This is a genomic window from Flavobacterium sp. (assembly GCF_036759525.1).
GTDB lineage: Bacteria > Bacteroidota > Bacteroidia > Flavobacteriales > Flavobacteriaceae > Flavobacterium.
On the sequence record NZ_DAIOUN010000001.1, the window covers coordinates 48,717 to 64,163 of the forward strand.

Below are 15,447 nucleotides of genomic sequence, written 5' to 3' on the forward strand. Positions count from 1 at the left end.
ATTATATTAGCATTGCGTTATATAAGCTGATAGTAAAACCATGAAACAAATTGCAACTTTATTATTATTTCTTTTGTTTTCGGTTTTTTGCGTGGCACAAACACCAGTTTTACCACTCTATAATAGGAATATTGATGTTCCAGGAGCGTATTATAAAGATTTACAGCAAGACTTAAACAGATTTGTGGGCGAGTGGAAATACGAGCAAGGTTCAACTGAACTTATTGTGAGAATTCAAATAAAAGAAGAGCAATTTGTTGACTATGGAAACATTAGTGTTTTTGAAGACTTCCTAGTGGCTGAGTATCGTTATGTAGAGAATGGAGTTGAGAAAATAAACACCCTTCCAAATCTCTTAATTAATCACCCCAACCCATACTCTTACAATATTAATTCAAATATAATAATTAAACCCGTAGCCACAAACCCCGATGTTTGTCGTAATTGTGGCCCTAATGATGTGATGGTCAAAGGTTCATTTGAGGATCCCGATAGACAAATTGACTTTTTAGATCCAATGGTAATATTCCGACATAAAGTAGAAAATGGGGTAGAAAAAATATTTTTTACCCTATATGCCAACGGTAATGTTTATGTAAATGAAAATGAAGGAGCTGCACAAAATCAGTTTTTTTCGTATACCATTCCTTTTGGACGATACGAACTCATTAAGCAATAAATCTAAAAATAAAATATTTTTTAGGTAAATGAGTTAACTTCAATAACAACACAACTCAACTAATAAATTACCAGTTGAGTTGTGTTTAAAATTTGGTTTATATCTAAAACAATAGCGTCACTCCTGCCAAAAAATGAATACCCGCTTGCGGATAAAAACCGGCTCCTTCCACAGTAGTTAAGCTTCCCGGCACAGAATCATCATCAAACGTGTAGAAATAGCCATTACTTTCGTATTTCAAATCAAAAATATTATTGATTAAGGCATTGAATTGAATGGATTTGAAAATTTTCTTTGTTTCTATTTCATACGATATATTAAAATCTGTTGTTGAATAGGGATCTAAAACTGACATTTTGGAATCAATATTTCCCATATATTGTTTGCCTACAAATTTTGTTAAAAGCGAGGTTTGCAATCCTTTTGCTGGAATATACGTTAAAATATTACCGTAAATAATATTAGGAGAAAAAGCAATATTCGTTGAGCCTAAATTTTGGATAACACCATCTTTTTGAAAAATAAAATCCGTATTTCTATTTTGACTTAAGGTAATATTTGTTTGCCAAAGCCATTGTCTCATTATCTTGATGGATGCATCAACTTCCAATCCAACTCTGTAACTATTTCCGCTATTGGCACGAATGGGTGCTCCAACATCATTTAATTCTCCGGTTAAGACCAATTGGTCTTTGTACATCATCAAATAACTGTTTACATTCAACTTTATATTTTCTTTTGCAAAACGCCAGCCTAACTCAAAATCATCTAATTTTTCCGGTCTTGGATTTCCGTTTTCGTAGTCGTTTCGGTTGGGTTCCCGTTGGGCTTTGGCATACGAAAAATAAAAGTGATTTCTTTGATTCAATGTAAAAGTAATACCGGCTTTCGGATTGATGAAATTAAACGTATCGTTTACTATGCCAGTATCTTCACCATTGGCTTTAAAACCCACATTACGGTATTGAATATCTCCAAAAAGTCGCCATCTGGTTGTCAAATCATAATTCAACTTTGCAAAAATATTGACATCGGTTTTGGTTGAAAAATCATCATAATAGCGATCTCTGATTTCGCTTTGCGAAGCATATCTGGCCCAAATGATTTCGCCAAAATGGGCCCCTTCATACTTATTAGCTCCTCCACCAATAATAAAATCTACCTTATCTTTTTTATAGTTTACCGAAAATGTGGTACCATAAAAATCATTATCCAACCAACGGCGACGTATCAAATCGGTACGGTCTATTGTTTCGTCTCCCAATTGTATTGGGGTTAAGCCATAATTAGAAAACCTTTGATTTTGTCTGTACTGTTCAAAATAACCTTTTCCTATAGTATAATGCAAAGCCATATTGCTACTCCAATTGGCATTCCACTTTTCATTCCAATGCAGCTGGTAATGGTCTTGCTGGTAATTATCTACCTCGTTGTCATAAAATTGCATATTCCCTTGTTCATCAAAATACATTCCGGCTACATTAAAAGTTCGGTCATTTTGTAACTTTTCGGGGTCTTCCAAACCATACCAAGCTTGATAAGTGGTTTGTTTTCCTCCAAAAACCAATCCTTTAATTAATGTGGTTTCACCTACATAGGCCCCTTGTAAAAAATAGGATTTTAAATCGGAAAAGGCTCGGTCAATAAATCCATCGGAAACTATATTAGATAATCGTCCGGCTATTTCAAATCGGTCATTGAGCATACCGGTACTAAATTTCACTGTATGCTTACGGGTATTGAAACTTCCAAAAGAGTTAGAAATTTCTCCGTTGGCTTCTTTGGCATACGAGTCGGTTAGCAAATTCAAACTTGCACCAAATGCACCGGCACCATTGGTGGATGTTCCCACACCGCGTTGCAATTGCAAACTCTCGGTAGAGCTGGCAAAATCGGGCATGTTTACCCAAAAAGTTCCTTGACTTTCGGAATCGTTGTACGGAATACCGTTAATGGTAACATTCACACGCGTAGCATCAGAACCACGTACTCGAATTCCGGTGTAGCCCACTCCTGCCCCGGCATCGGATGTAGTTACTACCGAAGGTAGGAAATTCATCATCAGAGGAATATCTTGACCTAAATTTCGGGTTTTGAATTCGTCTTTTTTGAGGTTGGAAAAAGTTACCGGAGTTTGTGCTGTAACCCGCACCGCCGAAACCAAAACCTCATCTAAAGCAATTTCTTTTTTGGTGGTGGTATCCTTGACCGTTTCTTGTGCAAAAACCGAAAAAGAAGTAAAGGCAATCAGGAATACACTTTTTTTCCTGAAAAAAGAAGCTCCGATTGGAGACTGTTTTTGGAATAGATTTTTCATTCGTAAAAAAAATTACGAATAAAAGGGGTAATTATTCTTGGTTAAAAATTAAAATTGATACTCAAGACATCCAAATAAACGTGCACTTTTATTTTTTTGTCTTATCCCTAAACAGCATTACCTGTTCCAGGTTCGTTGGGTATGATCTCAGCTCGTTATTTAGAGCACCCCTTTGAGACGGAGCAAAGATAGAAAAAGATTTTTAATGGGAAAGGAAATTTATTGGGTGATGGGTAATAGGTAATAGTTAATGGGTAAAGGGTAATAGGTGATGGGTGATAACTATATCATTTACCAATTACCCTTTACCCTTTACCCTTTACCGTTAACCAATCACCATTTTTCAAACATCCGGTTTTTTTCGATTCTGTTTGATTTCTGAAGTATTTCGTTTTTCGTTAATTCGCTTTTCGATTACAGCACGTGGAACTTGCGTTGGTTTTCTTTTTTTGGGAATGACCAATGCGTTTTGAAGGAGTTTTAAAAAACGTTTGGTAACAATTTCTTTGTTTTTAAGCTGGCTACGGTCTTCGTCACAATTTAAGATTAGTATGCCTTCTGAAGTTAATTTTGTTTTTAATTTCTCCGTTATCAACATTTTTTCTTCTTCAGAAAGATTTTCTGAATTATTCAAATCAAAAGATAAAACTACTTTAGACGAAACTTTATTTACGTTTTGTCCGCCAGCACCACTGCTTCTCACGGCTTTAAAAGATAGTTCTGATATGATTTTATCAGTATCCATTACAAAGGTTGATGAGGTGATTTTAATAAATCGTTTACCGTTTTAACCGGATTAAAGGTAATTAGAGGCACTTCTACAAATATAGTAAGCCATTTGGCCATACCACCATTCCAAAGCCCGGGTAATTCATAGGCTTTTACTTCTTTATCGCCTTTGTTTTTATGCACCACAAATCCGCTTTGAGGATCGGTAAATTCTTTGAGATTAAACGGAAGTCCTCTGTAATCTTTTAGGCCACACACCATATCAACAGGATTAAAATGGGTTGCCTTTTCAACAATTTTTAACTGATTGCTATCGTTTAAATTAATTTGAGAAGTTTCTACAATTTGTAAAAAAACCAATCCTTTTTTATCCTGAACCCAAAAGGGTCCCCCTCCGGGTTCGCCCTCATTTTTAACCATGCCACATACTCGTATGGGACGATTTAAATAGTTTTGAAGGTACTCAATTTTATTTTCTTTGGTAAATTTGGAAAACGCTTCAACAACTTCAAAATGCAATTGATTTTGAATAAAATCAACTATCTCATCCAAAAACTCTTTTGAAACTGTACTTTGCTCTAAAGCCTTTAAAAAAGCAAATATCTTTTCTTGTTTTTCAAGCAGTATCCCAGCCAGAGCTTTTTTGTATTTTGAAATAACCTCAATGTGATTTTGAATTACATTGTCAATATTTTTAATAAAAACTATATCCGATTGCAACTGATTGAGATTGTCCAACAAAGCTCCATGTCCGCCCGGTCTAAAAATTAAGTTATCCTGTTTATCTCGAACCAAATTATTCGCTTCATCCAATGCAATACTATCGGTAGCACGACTTTGATAGGAGAAACCAACTTTAATTTCGGTTTGAAATTGCCGTTCCAACTTCACTTTAAGATCGTGAACCAAAGTATCAAATGCCTCTTGATGTTCTTCAGAAACGGTAAAATGCACTTGAGCTTTTCCATTGGATGTGGCATAAAAAAGAGATTCGGTTAAATGCTCTTCAACCGGAGTAGCTATATGATTGCCATAATGATGAAAAGGCAATACCCCTTTGGGTTTATTTAAAACATCAAACTCAGTAGGGTCCAATAAAATTTTTATGAATTGATAGTGTTTTTTATCTGTAGTCCAAGATAAAAAATCGGGGTATTTTTCAAGCAGTCTTTGGTGTACCAATGAATAGAAAGGAAACTTTTCTAAACCTACTAAAAACAAAGCTAAATTTTTTGCTTTTTTACGATTAACATAAGCATTTATAGACTCTTCACCCGATTTGAATTCGGCTAAAAACTCACTTAAAAACTTAAACATCCTACTTGCCGCACCGGAAGCAGGGACAAATTTTTTAAGTTTCAAATGTTCTTTTTTGGAATCAAAAAAATGAGCATAATAATGAGCCTCATCGTCAGACAAAGCCTGAATTCCATCGTTTATTTGAGCAATTCGATCCAAAGTAACAAACGAAACTCCTGAGGTTAAAAACGTGATTTGCTTTTCCAAACTCTCCGTAGTAATATCCAGATGATAACACTGTAAAAAATCGTGTGAGGTGAATCCCAGTTGTTTGGTTTTTTTAAAATCAAATAAAATTTGAGCTACATGCGAATTGTCTTTTTCTTTTAGTTCGCTCCATTTTAAATAGGGCTTATCGTATTTTTGCAATTCACTTTCACACAAACGAATCCATGATTGCCCTTTAGAATTTTCTTCACTTCCGGTTAAATTAGAATCTAGGAGAATAAACAAATCATACTTGTGCTTTTTAGCCATTTTTTCCAAAATGGGATGTGACTCTCCAAGAAATAAATCGGAAAAAATCTTGGTTTCCAAAACGCAAGTTTGTGTTAAAAATAAACCGTTTCCTTTGGCTATGTCTTCGTTTTCATTTTTCAATTGATCTAAACCAATTTGTAAAAATTGAGTAATAGAACCCGAACTATTGAGTTCAAGACAGTTTTCATGAAATAGAAAATGATCTCTTTTTGAAATAGTCAATTGAGGAAATTCTTGCTCCAAATAAGCACATAACTCGGATTTAACGGATTTTTCCGGACCCAGTACAGCTATTTTTAAAGCTGTTGACGGTTGCTGTCTAAGATGTTCTTCCATTCTAAAAAGCCAAACACGGCAATAATAGTAAAAATAAAATATTGAATTCCGGTAAAAGTATATCCTTTACAAAAATATAACGGTACAGAAACCAAATCGCCTACAATCCAAAAAATCCAATTTTCAATTTTTCGTTTGGCCATAAGCCACATTCCCACAAAAAATAATCCGGTGGTAAAGGTATCTATATAGGCTGTCCAACTGGTAAAGTTACCAAAAAAGTTATATATAAAACCCACAAAAAAAAGGGTTCCTAAAAATAAAAAGAAAGCCCAGATCTTTTCTTTGCGTTGCATCCAAGAAATTGGGTTGGTGTCCTGATTTTTATTTTTTCTCGTCCAAAGATACCAACCGTATAGGCTCATTAAGGTGTAATAGAAATTGATAATCATATCTCCTAACAACCCCCATTTCCATAGTAAATAAATAAAAATAGTTGTGCTGATTATTCCGGTTGGAAAAACACCAATGTTATTTTTTTTGGCAAGCCAAACACTTATTAAACCCATAAAAACGGCTGTAAGTTCTAAAACGATGTCTAGGGTATCGTAGGAACTGTATTGCCCAAATAAAAAATCAATCATACTTAAAAAAATTACTATCGTTTTCAAATGCGGTACCAATTACAACCATATCGGCTCCGGATTCAAAAGCTGCTTGAATGGCTTGTTGCGAACGAATTCCACCCCCAACAATTAGCGGAATTGAAATTTCATTTGATACGGCATTAACCATTTCCAAAGGAACGGCTAATTGGGCTCCACTACCTGCTTCCAAATAGATTAATTTATTGCCTAAATATTCACCGGCTTTAGCCGTTTGACAAACCAGCTGTATATTTTTTCTATCTAATGGTTGGGTTTGACTAACGCGTTCTACGGCAGTTTGACTACCACTTTCAATCAAAAGATATCCGGTAGAAATCACTTCCAAGTTTGATTCTTTTAAAAGAGGAACCGCATTCACATGATGTTCAATTAAATAATCCGGATTTCTGCCCGACAGTAAACTTAGAAATAAAATACCATCGGCATGAAGTGAAATCTGAGAAGGATCTCCGGGAAATAATATAATGGGTAGCAATAACTTTGCTTTGAGCAAAAGAACCAATTCGTCTATTTTATCCGATTCAACAAGACTTCCACCAACTAAAACATGAGTAGCCGGACTCGTTTTAATCTTTTCTATCAAATCAGACAAATAGTTCATTTCAACTTTATCCGGATCCAATAAAATGGCTACCAATCTTCGGTTTTGGGCTTTTGCCAATAGTATTTCGTCGTATATTTTTTTCATGATTCGGTTTCCCAAAGCCAGACCAAGGTGTATTTTTCAATTTCGGTAAAGTAAACCAAAAATTCTCTTTTTATTCTATTAAAGTTTAACAAAGCGGTTGTTTTTTGGTCTTTCATTTCAAACGGACGAACAAAAATGTGGTCTTTGAAACTGATTCCAACTTCGTTACGCACTTTAAAAACTGCCTCTTTGACCCCCCAAATTACGGTTAGTTTGCTTACAAATTCCTCTGAATTGTGTTGACATTCATAGACAAATTCTTCTTCTGCAAACTTGTACGCAATTTTTTTAACCAAATCACGGCGAAGCTCTAAGTCGATTCCCACATTTTTATCGGATAACACAATAACCGAAAAATCAAATGAATGCGAAATCGAAATGTTGACTCCATCTTTTAAATGCGGTTTTCCAAATTTGTCGTAATACAAATCAAAATCAGTATAACCCTTGTGTTGCAAAAGCATACGAACTGCCAAAAACCCTTTTTGATGACTTTCAGATTTCATTCCTTCCAATCGAGCCAATGATACATCTTTAAGAGAAACCGCCCGAAATAATTCATCAAACGATTCGGAGATTTTCCATATATAAATATGCGTCGCTTGGTCAACGTTAATATGTTGGTAAAAAGGCATTATCTAAAAAAAGTATATCAAATTGTAATTCAAAACATTAGTACACTAAACAAATCACAAAAAACACAAAAAGGCTTTTAATTTCCTTCCCTATTCCGTAGCTTTGCAAAAATTTTTAGCTAATATAACTATTTTATAAATGAGTACACAAACAATACCTTATGTTGCGTACAAAGTGAAAGATATTTCACTTGCCGCTTGGGGAAGAAAAGAAATCGAATTGGCCGAAGCTGAAATGCCCGGTTTAATGGCACTTCGCGAAGAATATAAAAACAGTCAACCTTTAAAAGGAGCTCGTATTGCAGGATGTTTGCACATGACGATTCAAACTGCAGTATTAATTGAAACGTTAATTGCTCTTGGAGCAGAAGTTACTTGGAGTTCTTGTAACATTTTCTCAACGCAAGACCACGCCGCTGCTGCTATTGCTGCTGCCGGAATTCAAGTGTATGCTTGGAAAGGTCTGAACGAAGAAGAATTTGATTGGTGTATTGAGCAAACCTTATTCTTTGGTGAAGACAGACAACCTTTAAACATGATTTTAGATGATGGTGGAGATTTAACCAATATGGTTTTTGACCGTTATCCGGAATTGATTGGCGGAATCAAAGGTTTATCAGAAGAAACCACTACAGGGGTTCACCGTTTGTACGAAAGAATGAAAAACGGAACGTTACACATGCCTGCTATCAACGTGAATGATTCGGTTACTAAATCGAAATTTGACAATAAATACGGTTGTAAAGAATCGGCTGTAGACGCCGTTCGTCGTGCAACTGATATTATGTTAGCCGGAAAAAGAGTGGTAGTTTGTGGATATGGTGATGTTGGAAAAGGAACAGCAGCTTCATTCAGAGGTGCCGGTTCTATTGTAACGGTTACTGAAATTGACCCAATTTGTGCTTTACAAGCAGCAATGGATGGATTTGAAGTGAAAAAATTAGATACCGTTATTGCTAATGCTGATATTGTAATCACAACAACCGGAAACAAAGACATTGTGGTAGGAAGACATTTTGAACAAATGAAAGACAAAACGATCGTTTGTAACATCGGTCACTTTGATAATGAAATTGACATGGCCTGGTTAAACAAAAACCACGGTAGTTCTAAAGTAGAAATCAAACCACAGGTAGATAAATATACCATCAACGGTAAAGATATCATCATTTTAGCAGAAGGTCGTTTGGTAAACTTAGGTTGTGCTACAGGTCACCCAAGTTTTGTGATGAGTAATTCATTCACCAACCAAACTTTAGCTCAAATTGAGTTGTGGAACAACAGTGCGGCTTACAAAAACGAAGTGTATATGTTACCGAAACATTTAGATGAAAAAGTAGCGGCGTTACACTTAGCCAAATTAGGCGTTGAATTAGAAACCTTAAACGAAGAACAAGCCGCTTATATTGGTGTTGAAGTTCAAGGACCGTTTAAGCCAGAGTATTACAGATATTAGTAGTAAGACTGGAGTATTATTAAGTATTAAGACTTTTGAAATAAAATTACCCTTGCTGAAAAGTGAGGGTTTTTTATTTTATTAGCGAAAAATTCAAAACAAAAAACCCATTTCTCTCGAAATGGGTTTTGTATAGTAGAAAAAATGCTAATTAAGCTTCAAATGGAACAACAGATACAAATGATTTGTTATCTCCTTTTTTCTGGAACTTAACAACTCCGTCAACTTTTGCATGTAAAGTATGATCTTTACCCATGTAAACGTTTTCACCGGCATTGTGTTTAGAACCTCTTTGTCTTACAATGATATTACCTGCAATTGCAGCTTGACCACCATAAATCTTAACGCCTAAACGTTTCGATTCTGATTCTCTACCATTCTTGGAACTACCGACACCTTTCTTGTGAGCCATGATGTTTAAGTTTTAAATGTTAATTATTCTTCTGTGGTTTCTGCTTTTTTAGCAGCTTTCTTTTTTGGAGCACTTCCTGAAGCATTGATTCCCTCAATAACGATTTGCGTCAATGACTGTCTGTGACCGTTTTTCTTTTTGTAACCTTTTCTTCTTTTCTTTTTGAAAACGATTACTTTATCACCTTTTAAGTGTTGTAACACTTTGGCTTCTACTGAAGCACCTTCTATAGCGGGGGCGCCTATAGTAACTGTTCCGTTTTCGTCTAACAACATTACTTTGTCAAAAGAAACTTTGCTTCCTTCTTCAGATGCTAAACGGTGAACAAATACTTTTTGGTCTTTGCTTACTTTAAATTGTTGCCCTGCTATCTCTACGATTGCGTACATAACAATATGTTTTAATTAATTTTTTGAGTCTGCAAATATACAACTAATTATGAATCACACAACTGAAAACTCAGTTTTTAATTTATATTTTAAACTTCTTTTGAAATGAGTTAAAAAAACAAGAAAAAAATTGGTCAAACTGTAACAAAATCACGAAATTGCATACCTATTTCTGTATTAAAAAAATTAATCACCAATTTTATGAAAAAATCATTAATGGCTTTAAGTAGTATGCTTATGCTGGGAGGGACGGTTTCAGCACAAAAAGTTGCTTTTGAAGAGTACACTTTAGACAACGGCCTTCATGTTATCCTTCACCAAGACAACTCAGCTCCGGTTGTAATTACATCAGTAATGTATCACGTTGGAGCTAAAGACGAAAACCCTGAAAGAACAGGTTTTGCTCATTTCTTTGAACACCTTTTATTTGAGGGAACCCCAAATATTGGTCGTGGAGAATGGTTTAAAATAGTGACCGGAAACGGTGGAACAAACAACGCTAATACTTCAGACGACCGAACTTATTATTATGAAATTTTCCCTTCAAACAACTTGGAATTGGGTTTATGGATGGAATCGGAAAGACTTTTACACCCTGTTATCAATCAAATTGGTGTAAATACGCAAAACGAAGTGGTTAAGGAAGAAAAACGCCTTAGAGTTGACAACCAACCTTATGGAAATTTATTAGCCGAAGTAAAACGCAACATGTTTACGAAACACCCATACCGTTGGGCAACAATTGGTTCTATGGAACATTTAGATGCCGCAACTTTAGAAGAATTTCAAGCTTTTAACAAAAAATTCTACGTGCCAAACAATGCTGTTTTGGTTGTGGCCGGCCAATTTGAACCCGCTCAAGCCAAAGAATGGATTCAAAAATATTTTGGCGTAATTCCGCGTGGTGCTGATGTTGTTCGTACTAAAGTTGAAGAAGAGCCTATCACAAAAACCTTAAAAGCCCGATATGAAGATCCAAACATCCAAATTCCAATGGCTGTCGCTTCATACAGAACACCTTCTATGAAAACCAGAGACGCAAGAGTACTAGACATGATTTCTACTATTCTTTCTGATGGAAAAAGCTCAAGACTTTACAAAAAAATGGTTGACGATAAAAAAATGGCTTTACAAGTAGGAGCTTTCAACTTTAGTCAAGAAGATTACGGATTGTATATCCTTTATGGACTTCCTATGGGTGGTAATACTCCGGAAAGTTTAATTGCCGAAATGGATGAAGAAATTGTTCGTTTGCAAAACGAATTGATCTCTGAAAAAGAATACCAAAAACTGCAAAACATTTACGAAAGTGAATATGTAAACAACAATGCTTCTATTGAAGGTATTGCCGGAAATTTGGCCACTTACTACATGTTGTACAAAGACATTAACTTAATTAACACCGAAATCGAAATTTACAGATCTATCACGCGTGAAGAAATTAGAGAAGTAGCCAAAAAGTACTTAAATCCAAATCAACGTCTTTTATTAGACTACGCACCAAAATCTGATAAAGCTCAAAATTAAGATCCATCATGAAAAAAATAGCCATTATACTTTCGAGCTTGTTTTTAACTATCACTATGCAAGCACAAGACAGATCACAACCCAAACCGGGTCCGGCTCCCAAAATTAACATTGGTAAGCCGCAAACTTTTGAATTACCTAACGGATTAAAAGTATTGGTTGTAGAAAACAACAAACTTCCTCGTGTTTCTTACAGTCTAACTATTGACGTTGCTCCTTATGCTGAAAACGAGAAAAAAGGAGTTTCTGACTTAACCAGCAGTTTGATGGGTAACGGAACTAAAACCATGTCAAAGGATGCTTTTAACGAAGAAACCGATTTCTTAGGAGCCAGTATCAATTTTAGTTCAAGCGGGGCATTTGCTAACGGCCTTTCAAAATACGCAGACCGTATTCTTGAGTTAATGGCAGATGGAGCTCTAAACCCGGTATTTACTCAAGAAGAATTTGACAAAGAAAAAGCCAAATTATTAGAAGGTTTAAAATCACAAGAAAAAAGTGTACCTGCTATTGCTCGTAGAGTAGAGAACGTTTTGGCCTATGGTAAAAACCATCCTAACGGAGAATATTTGAGTGAAGCTACAATTAACAATGTAACTTTAAAGGATGTAACTCTCAATTACACCACTTATTTCGCTCCACAAAATGCCTATTTGGTAGTTGTTGGTGATGTAAAATTTGAAAATGTAAAAAAATCTATAGAAAAACTATTTGGCCCCTGGAGAAAAGGTACTGCACCAAAAGTTTCCTATCCTGATCCAAAAGATGTTCAATACACTCAAATCAACTTTGTAGATGCACCTAATGCTGTACAGTCTGAAATTTCTGCTGTACACATCACCAAATTAAAAATGACTGACAAAGACTATTTTGCAGCATTATTGGCCAATCAAATATTAGGAGGCGACTTTAACAGCTACCTAAATATGAATTTAAGAGAAGCACACGGGTGGACCTATGGGGCTCGCTCTAGCCTAAGAGGCACAAAATATGTGAGTAACTTTTCGGCTTCTACTCAAGTGCGTAATGCCGTAACCGATTCTGCCGTTGTAGAGATTTTGAAAGAAATCAAACGCATTCGTACAGAGAAAGTATCGGATGATGTTTTGAGTAATGTAAAAGCAGGTTACGTAGGTAACTTTGTTATGCAAATTGAAAAACCGGCTACCGTTGCACGCTACGCTCTTTTGACTAAAACGCAAGGTTTACCGGCAGATTTTTATGAAAATTACATCAAAAACATCAATGCCGTTACAGCTGATGATATTTTACGTGTAGCGAAAAAGTATTTCTTAGCAGACAATTTGAGAATTGTAATTGTAAGTAAAGGCTCTGAAGTTTTACCGGGATTAGAGAAATTAAATATCCCTATTTTTTACTTTGACAAATACGGAACCAAAGTTGAAAAGCCTCAAGAGAAGAAAGTAAGTGCTGATGTAACTGCAAAATCGGTTTTAGAAAAATACATTGCTGCTGTTGGAGGTCAAAAAGCAGTTTCAGAAGTAAAAACTATTTCTTATAAAGGATCAACTACGATTCCGGGAGCTCCTGCTCCGGTTGCTTATTCTTATAAATCTGATGCAGCAGGAAAACTAGCTGTAGAATTAAGCATGAGTGGAATGAGTTTAATGAAACAAGTTGTGAACGGAAACACAGGTTATGCCGCTCAACAAGGTCAGAAAATGAATTTGGAAGGCGAAATGTTGGAAGACTTGAAATCCAATGCACATCCATTTCCTGAATTGAAAATGCTTACCCAAGAAGGCATTACTTTAAAAGGGATTGAAAATCAAGACGGTAAAGATTGTTATGCCATTGTAAGTGGAAAAACTACCTCCTATTATGAAGTGAGTTCTGGTTTAAAAATTGCTGAAGTTTCGGCAACACCTCAAGGGAACAGTACCGTTTCTTTTAAAGACTACAGAGATGTTAAAGGTGTAAAAGTTCCGTTTAACACGATAATGAATGTTGGATTTGAACTAGATATCAAAATGGATGAAGTAAAAGTTAACGAAGGCGTTAGCGATGCTGATTTCCAATAATCTAATCCTAATAAAAGTAAGACTGTCAGAAATGGCAGTCTTTTTTTTGCTTTATAAAAACTCCAAATTCATTTCTATCCGCAAAGCACGCAAAGGGTATCTCTTTTTACACTAATACGCTTCTCTTTAATGGTACACAAATTGTAAGGATTTAAGTGATTTTCTCAGATTTAGAATAGCTATACTATAAGTAATGGAAACAAATTCGTTTAGTGCAACACTCTCTTTTTACAATAACTCTCAACCTGACAAGATCCCATAGGGCGACTGGCGTAGCAAAATTGAAACCTGAAACTAAAACAACTTATCACTTCTTAGCCGATAAATAAACCCCAAACATAATAATTGCCGCCCCAAGAAGCTGGACCCACGTTAAACCTTCTTGGTCTAACAATCCCCAAAAAAAGGCCACAACCGGTATTAAATAAGTTACCGAAGATGCAAATACCGGTGAAGATATTTTAATCAATTGATAAAATAAAATGTTTGCCAAAGCAGTTCCCACCACGCCTAAAATAGCAATGTAAACAATTACATCTTGTGTTTCGGGAACTTGAACAGCTTCAAAAAAACCGGAAAAAATTAAAACCAATGTAGCCGGAATAAGCATTACTACAAAATTACCCGTTGTTATACTCAACGGATTCAAATCGGATAAATACGTTTTTATAAAATTTACATTTAAAGCGTAGCAAACCGAAGCTATTAACAACAAAACTGTATAATTATAGTTTTGCTCCGGATGCGTTGCTGCCCCATTTAAAATAAGTAATGCACTTCCTAAAAGACCAAAAACAACCCCATAAATCTGCCTCCTTTGAAAATCAATTTTGAAAATTAAAATCCCAATAAGTAAAGTATTTAATGGTGTTAATGAATTCAATATGGCACTTATAGTGCTGCTAATTTCAGTTTGGGCATACGAAAAAAGATAAACGGGAACAAACGTACCAAAACATGCCGTGAGGGCTAAATATTTCCAATGTCTAAGATGGATGTGTTTAAGACTGTTAAAACCAATTAGCAACAAAAAAAGAGCCGCAAATACCATTCGTAGTGAGCCCAATTGAAAAGGTGTTAAACCGGTTAGACCTCTTTTAATTAATATAAAAGAACTCCCCCATACCAATGCCAATACAAACAAATAAAGAAAACGTAAATTCTTATTTTCCATTACCTTAAAATTGAGTCACAAATCTGCGTTAATTTTTGCAAACCCACAGCGAAAAAAATGTTATTTTTGTACTAATGTTTAAAAAAACACTTCTTTAGTAATCCTTTTAAAGAACACACTATGAAAATTTCAACTTCAATAGCCGTTATGGCTTTAGCTGTTATAACTTTAACCGGTTGTAAAAATGAAACTCCAGTAGCCACCGATACGGCAACTACAAATCAATCTGAACAACCAGCTGTTTTAGCAACTGCTACCTTTACTATAGAAGGCATGCATTGTGAAGTAGGCTGTGCCGGACATCTTGAAAAAAAATTAGCCAAATTAGACGGTGTAAAAAAAGCAGATATTGATTTTGAAGCTAAAAAAGCAACCGTTGAATACGACACCAACCTCCTAACTCCTGAGATTATTGTTCAAACTGTGGAAGGAGCAGCCGATGGTAAAACATACAAAGTGTCGGATGTTATGAATTCTGCAGATGAAGCTCTTGGGGTAACAAAAGACAAAAAGAAAAAGAAAAACCAGTCACAAGAATCTAAATCGGAAAACCAATCACAAGAGCCAAAAGCATCCTGCACTTCCGGTGAGAAAAAAGCATGTTGTGCTTCAAAAATGAAAACCACATAATATTCATCTTACATAAAAAAACCTTCATCTTTGATGAAGGTTTTTT

Annotated in this window: 14 protein-coding genes; 5 read left to right on the top strand and 9 right to left on the bottom strand. The window is 35.3% G+C overall.

Features of this window, described 5'->3' with window-relative positions:
* The first annotated feature begins 40 nt into the window (after positions 1-40).
* The gene (locus V7M80_RS00215) at positions 41-679 is read left to right on the top strand and encodes a DUF6705 family protein (RefSeq protein ID WP_333693168.1); all 639 of its coding nucleotides are present in this window, start codon (positions 41-43) and stop codon (positions 677-679) included.
* Between the two features lie 103 nt (positions 680-782).
* Here V7M80_RS00215 and V7M80_RS00220 read toward each other — a convergent pair whose 3' ends face one another.
* From V7M80_RS00220 to V7M80_RS00245, 6 genes are all read right to left on the bottom strand, one after another.
* Positions 783-2,996, bottom strand: coding sequence for a TonB-dependent receptor (locus tag V7M80_RS00220; RefSeq protein ID WP_333693169.1), 2,214 nt, complete (start codon positions 2,994-2,996; stop codon positions 783-785).
* Between the two features lie 343 nt (positions 2,997-3,339).
* Positions 3,340-3,741 carry an alternative ribosome rescue aminoacyl-tRNA hydrolase ArfB gene (arfB, locus tag V7M80_RS00225; RefSeq protein WP_333693170.1) on the bottom strand — a complete coding sequence of 134 codons (402 nt, stop codon included), beginning with the start codon at positions 3,739-3,741 and terminating at the stop codon, positions 3,340-3,342.
* On the bottom strand, positions 3,741-5,840 hold the full coding sequence (locus V7M80_RS00230; RefSeq protein WP_333693171.1) for a DUF4301 family protein: 2,100 nt from the start codon (positions 5,838-5,840) through the stop codon (positions 3,741-3,743). The genes arfB and V7M80_RS00230 overlap by 1 nt, the downstream gene beginning before the upstream one ends.
* Positions 5,801-6,424 carry a nicotinamide riboside transporter PnuC gene (pnuC, locus tag V7M80_RS00235; RefSeq protein ID WP_333693172.1) on the bottom strand — a complete coding sequence of 208 codons (624 nt, stop codon included), beginning with the start codon at positions 6,422-6,424 and terminating at the stop codon, positions 5,801-5,803. The genes V7M80_RS00230 and pnuC overlap by 40 nt, the downstream gene beginning before the upstream one ends.
* A complete protein-coding gene (locus V7M80_RS00240; RefSeq protein ID WP_333693174.1) occupies positions 6,417-7,136 on the bottom strand; it encodes a geranylgeranylglyceryl/heptaprenylglyceryl phosphate synthase in 720 nt (239 codons plus the stop codon). Before V7M80_RS00240 ends, pnuC begins: the two co-directional genes overlap by 8 nt.
* Positions 7,133-7,771, bottom strand: coding sequence for a 4'-phosphopantetheinyl transferase family protein (locus V7M80_RS00245; RefSeq protein WP_333693177.1), 639 nt, complete (start codon positions 7,769-7,771; stop codon positions 7,133-7,135). Before V7M80_RS00245 ends, V7M80_RS00240 begins: the two co-directional genes overlap by 4 nt.
* A gap of 139 nt (positions 7,772-7,910) precedes the next feature.
* Here V7M80_RS00245 and ahcY point away from each other — a divergent pair, with 139 nt between their 5' ends.
* Positions 7,911-9,227: an adenosylhomocysteinase gene (ahcY, locus tag V7M80_RS00250; protein WP_333693178.1), complete on the top strand. Its 1,317-nt coding sequence runs from the start codon at positions 7,911-7,913 to the stop codon at positions 9,225-9,227.
* A gap of 151 nt (positions 9,228-9,378) precedes the next feature.
* On the opposite strand, the gene rpmA is transcribed toward ahcY, so the two are convergent.
* Both rpmA and rplU read right to left on the bottom strand, forming a co-directional pair.
* A complete protein-coding gene (gene rpmA, locus V7M80_RS00255; protein WP_333693179.1) occupies positions 9,379-9,639 on the bottom strand; it encodes a 50S ribosomal protein L27 in 261 nt (86 codons plus the stop codon).
* A gap of 23 nt (positions 9,640-9,662) precedes the next feature.
* Positions 9,663-10,028 (bottom strand): 50S ribosomal protein L21, encoded by a 366-nt coding sequence (gene rplU / locus V7M80_RS00260; RefSeq protein ID WP_026711140.1) that lies wholly within the window; start codon positions 10,026-10,028, stop codon positions 9,663-9,665.
* A gap of 201 nt (positions 10,029-10,229) precedes the next feature.
* On the opposite strand from rplU, the gene V7M80_RS00265 reads away from it, so the two are divergent.
* Together V7M80_RS00265 and V7M80_RS00270 are read left to right on the top strand one after the other, a co-directional pair.
* On the top strand, positions 10,230-11,555 hold the full coding sequence (locus V7M80_RS00265; RefSeq protein WP_333693180.1) for a M16 family metallopeptidase: 1,326 nt from the start codon (positions 10,230-10,232) through the stop codon (positions 11,553-11,555).
* An 8-nt stretch (positions 11,556-11,563) separates the two neighbouring features.
* Positions 11,564-13,597, top strand: a complete 2,034-nt coding sequence (locus V7M80_RS00270; RefSeq protein ID WP_333693181.1) for a M16 family metallopeptidase — start codon at positions 11,564-11,566, stop codon at positions 13,595-13,597.
* Positions 13,598-13,904: 307 nt separating this feature from the next.
* Here V7M80_RS00270 and V7M80_RS00275 read toward each other — a convergent pair whose 3' ends face one another.
* A complete protein-coding gene (locus tag V7M80_RS00275; RefSeq protein ID WP_333693183.1) occupies positions 13,905-14,771 on the bottom strand; it encodes a DMT family transporter in 867 nt (288 codons plus the stop codon).
* Between the two features lie 120 nt (positions 14,772-14,891).
* On the opposite strand from V7M80_RS00275, the gene V7M80_RS00280 reads away from it, so the two are divergent.
* On the top strand, positions 14,892-15,401 hold the full coding sequence (locus V7M80_RS00280) for a heavy-metal-associated domain-containing protein (RefSeq protein WP_333693185.1): 510 nt from the start codon (positions 14,892-14,894) through the stop codon (positions 15,399-15,401).
* The last annotated feature ends 46 nt before the right edge of the window (positions 15,402-15,447 follow it).